This window comes from Pseudorhodobacter sp., from assembly GCF_030452865.1.
Classification (GTDB): domain Bacteria; phylum Pseudomonadota; class Alphaproteobacteria; order Rhodobacterales; family Rhodobacteraceae; genus Pseudorhodobacter.
The window spans coordinates 1-3,393 of the sequence record NZ_JAKDLJ010000376.1; the positions used below are offsets into that span (position 1 = coordinate 1).

Genomic DNA, 3,393 nt, shown 5'->3' on the forward strand with positions numbered 1-3,393 from the left:
GTCTTCACCTCTCGTTAACCCTTTCCAAGCGCATTTCTGCCCGCCCCGCATCCAAACCCTTGCCGAAATCTAGCCTTGGCGTTACCAAGCGGGCATGACGCAAGATATGCCCTATTCACTTCCCCCGGTGCGCGGCACCTTGACCGCAAATCGCGCGCTGGCGGATTTGACGTGGTTGCACGTCGGTGGCCCGGCGGATTGGCTGTTTCAGCCTGCCGATGCGCAGGATCTGGCGGGGTTTCTGGCGGCACTTCCGGCGGGTATTCCGGTGTTTCCCATCGGGGTCGGCTCCAACCTCATCGTGCGCGATGGCGGGTTGCGGGCGGTGGTGATCCGGCTTGGGCGCGGGTTTAATGCGATTGAGGTTGCGGGCGATACCATTAGGGCGGGGGCGGCAGCGCTCGATGCCCATGTTGCGCGCAAAGCCGCCGATGCGGGGCGCGATTTGACGTTTTTGCGCACCATTCCGGGCAGCATTGGCGGCGCGGTGCGGATGAACGCGGGGTGCTATGGCAGTTACGCCGCCGATCATTTGCTTGATGTTACAGTCGTCACACGGGCGGGGGAGGTGAAAACCTTGACGGCCGCCGACCTACACTTCGCCTATCGTCATTCCGACTTGCCGGAGGGTTGGGTGATCACGTCGGCTACGTTCCGCGCTGACCCATGCAAGCCTCAGGATTTGCACAATAAAATGACAGACCAACTTGCGAAGCGCGATGCGAGCCAACCGACGAAAGCGCGTTCTGCCGGCTCCACTTTCCGTAATCCGGCGGGGTTTTCCTCCACTGGCCAAGCCGATGATGTGCACGATCTGAAGGCCTGGAAGGTGATCGACGATGCCGGAATGCGCGGTGCAACGCGGCGCGGCGCGCAGATGAGCGGGATGCATCCGAACTTTCTGATCAATACCGGTGGCGCAACCGCCGCAGATTTGGAAGAATTGGGCGAGGAAGTGCGAAAAAGGGTTTTCGAAACCCAAGGAATAACGCTAGAGTGGGAAATAAGGCGCGTTGGCGAACCAGCGGCTGAATAATAATACGGGTCGAAAAAGACCTTGAGGCAGTAAATATGGTTGGCACGTCGAGCGGGACAGCCTCCAAAGTGGTCGTTTTGATGGGTGGGCCTTCCGCAGAGCGGGAGGTGTCCTTGTCATCCGGGCGTGAATGCGCATCGGCCCTGAAGGAGGCGGGATATCAGGTGGTTACGGTGGATGCCGGGCCAGACCTTTGCGCACGTTTAACCGAACATAAACCAGATGTGGTGTTCAATGCCCTGCATGGCCGCTGGGGTGAGGATGGTTGCGTCCAGGGTTTGCTGGAATGGATGCGAATTCCCTATACCCATTCCGGGGTGTTGTCCTCCGCCCTCGCGATGGATAAGGGAAAATCGAAAGAAGTGTTCCGTGCCAATGGCTTGCCGGTCGCGACCAGCATTCTGGCCAGCAAGGCAGAGGTGCGCGCGCGCCATGTGATGCCGCCGCCCTATGTGGTGAAACCCCATAACGAAGGGTCATCGGTCGGGGTTTACATCGTGCATGAGGCGGCAAACAGCCCGCCGCAGCTTTCCGAAGATATGCCCGATGTCGTGATGGTGGAAACCTATGTGCCGGGGCGGGAATTTACCGTCGCAGTGCTGGATGGCCGCGCTTTGAATGTGACCGATATCATCGTTGATGGTTGGTATGATTACCACGCGAAATATTCGGTTGGCGGCTCTCGCCATGAGGTGCCTGCGAATATTCCGGATGAGATCACAAAGGCTTGCAAGGAATATGCAGCGCGGGCCCATCGCGCGCTTGGTTGCCGCGGTCTGTCTCGGACCGATTTTCGGTGGAACGAAGCGCGCGGCCTGGATGGCTTGATCATTCTGGAAACCAACACCCAACCGGGCATGACCCCCACCTCGCTTGCGCCTGAACAGGCGGCATCGGTGGGCATCAGCTTTCCCGAACTTTGTCGCTGGATCGTGGAGGACGCATCATGCAACCGGTAAACCGCAATCCCCAAATCCCGCCAAGGTCCAGCCGAAGCGCACCGCGCCGCGACCCCGCCCCAAGCCGCGCCGCCTACCGCATGCAGCGTTTGTGGCTGACGCCTTTCGTGCGGACGGCCTTGCGCGTGGGTCTGCCAGCCTTTGTGCTGACGCTGGGTTTGGGAATTTACCTGGCGGATGCGGGTCGTCGCGCTTCGATCAGCAGCATTTACACCGATCTGCGTGAGAAGGTGAAGAACCGCCCCGAATTCATGGTCAACATCCTTGCCATTGACGGCGCTTCGCCGGAACTTTCGGAAGCGGTGCGCAGCAATCTGGCGTTGCCTCTGCCGCAAAGCTCGCTCGATATTGATCTGGAGGCGGCGCGGGCGCGCGTGACAACGCTGCGCGCGGTGGCGGATGTTGATATCCGGGTGCAATCGGGTGGGATTTTGCAGGTCGCTGTCAGGGAGCGGGAACCGGCCTATGTCTGGCGTGACCATGACGGGCTTTGGCTGATCGACGGAACCGGGGTCAAGATCGCGGAAATCACCGAACGCAGCGACCGGGCAGATTTGCCGCTGCTTGCGGGTGAAGGCGCCGACAGGGCGATTGCCGAGGCTGAACAGATTCTGCTTGCCGCTGGTCCGCTGTTGCCGCGCCTGCGCGGGTTGGAACGGCTGGGAGAGCGGCGCTGGGACATCGTGCTCGACCGCGATCAACGTATCCTTTTGCCGGTGGATCAGCCGGTTCTGGCGCTGGAACGGCTCATCGCCCTCGATCAGGCGCAGGATGTGCTGGCGCGCGATGTTGCCGCCGTTGATCTGCGTTTGCAAAACCGCCCGTCCTTGCGACTGGCCCCCTATGCTTTGGCTGAAATGCGCCGCGCTCGCGGCATTATCCCTGCGGAGAGCGACCTATGACGGATCTCTATCAAACCCAGCGCGCGATGCGGAACATTCGCCGTACCGCCATGCAGCGTGGGTTTATCGCCATTCTCGATGTCGGTTCCAGCAAGGTCGGCTGCCTGATCCTGCGCTTGGACAGCAGCGATGGCTTGCGGGAGATGGAAGGCGTTGGCTCCATGGCCGGGCAGTCGTCGTTCCGGGTGATTGGCGCTGCGACAACGCGGTCGCGCGGGGTCCGCTTTGGCGAGATTTCGGTGATGAATGAAACCGAGCGTGCCATTCGGACGGTGGTGCAATCGGCGCAGAAAATGGCGAATGTGCGGGTCGATCATGTGATTGCCTGCTTTTCGGGCGCCGAACCGCGCAGCTACGGCCTTGCCGGGGACTGGGAATTGCAGGATTCCGTAGTGAGTGAGCAGGACGTGGCCCGCGTTCTCGCCTCCTGCGATGTGCCGGATATTGGCGAAGGGCGTGAGGTTTTGCACGCTCAACCGGTGAATTTCGCACTCGA

Annotated in this window: 4 protein-coding genes; all 4 read left to right on the top strand. The window is 60.8% G+C overall.

The features are described from left to right. Positions 1 to 106: 106 nt before the first annotated feature. Positions 107 to 1,036: a UDP-N-acetylmuramate dehydrogenase gene (gene murB / locus L0H65_RS16610; protein ID WP_301460320.1), complete on the top strand. Its 930-nt coding sequence runs from the start codon at positions 107 to 109 to the stop codon at positions 1,034 to 1,036. Between the two features lie 35 nt (positions 1,037 to 1,071). Continuing rightward, positions 1,072 to 1,995: a D-alanine--D-alanine ligase gene (locus L0H65_RS16615; RefSeq protein ID WP_301460322.1), complete on the top strand. Its 924-nt coding sequence runs from the start codon at positions 1,072 to 1,074 to the stop codon at positions 1,993 to 1,995. Further along, complete coding sequence (locus tag L0H65_RS16620; RefSeq protein ID WP_301460323.1) at positions 1,983 to 2,897, top strand: cell division protein FtsQ/DivIB; 915 nt, start codon at positions 1,983 to 1,985, stop codon at positions 2,895 to 2,897. Before L0H65_RS16615 ends, L0H65_RS16620 begins: the two co-directional genes overlap by 13 nt. Then, positions 2,894 to 3,393: cell division protein FtsA (locus tag L0H65_RS16625; protein ID WP_301460325.1), on the top strand; the 500-nt coding region annotated here is incomplete at its 3' end. The genes L0H65_RS16620 and L0H65_RS16625, both read left to right, overlap by 4 nt.

Coding starts and splice junctions, on each gene's coding strand:
- murB (WP_301460320.1), top strand. CDS start 107: ATGCCCTATTCACTTCCCCCGGTGCGCGGCACCTTGACCGCAAATCGC.
- L0H65_RS16615 (WP_301460322.1), top strand. CDS start 1,072: ATGGTTGGCACGTCGAGCGGGACAGCCTCCAAAGTGGTCGTTTTGATG.
- L0H65_RS16620 (WP_301460323.1), top strand. CDS start 1,983: ATGCAACCGGTAAACCGCAATCCCCAAATCCCGCCAAGGTCCAGCCGA.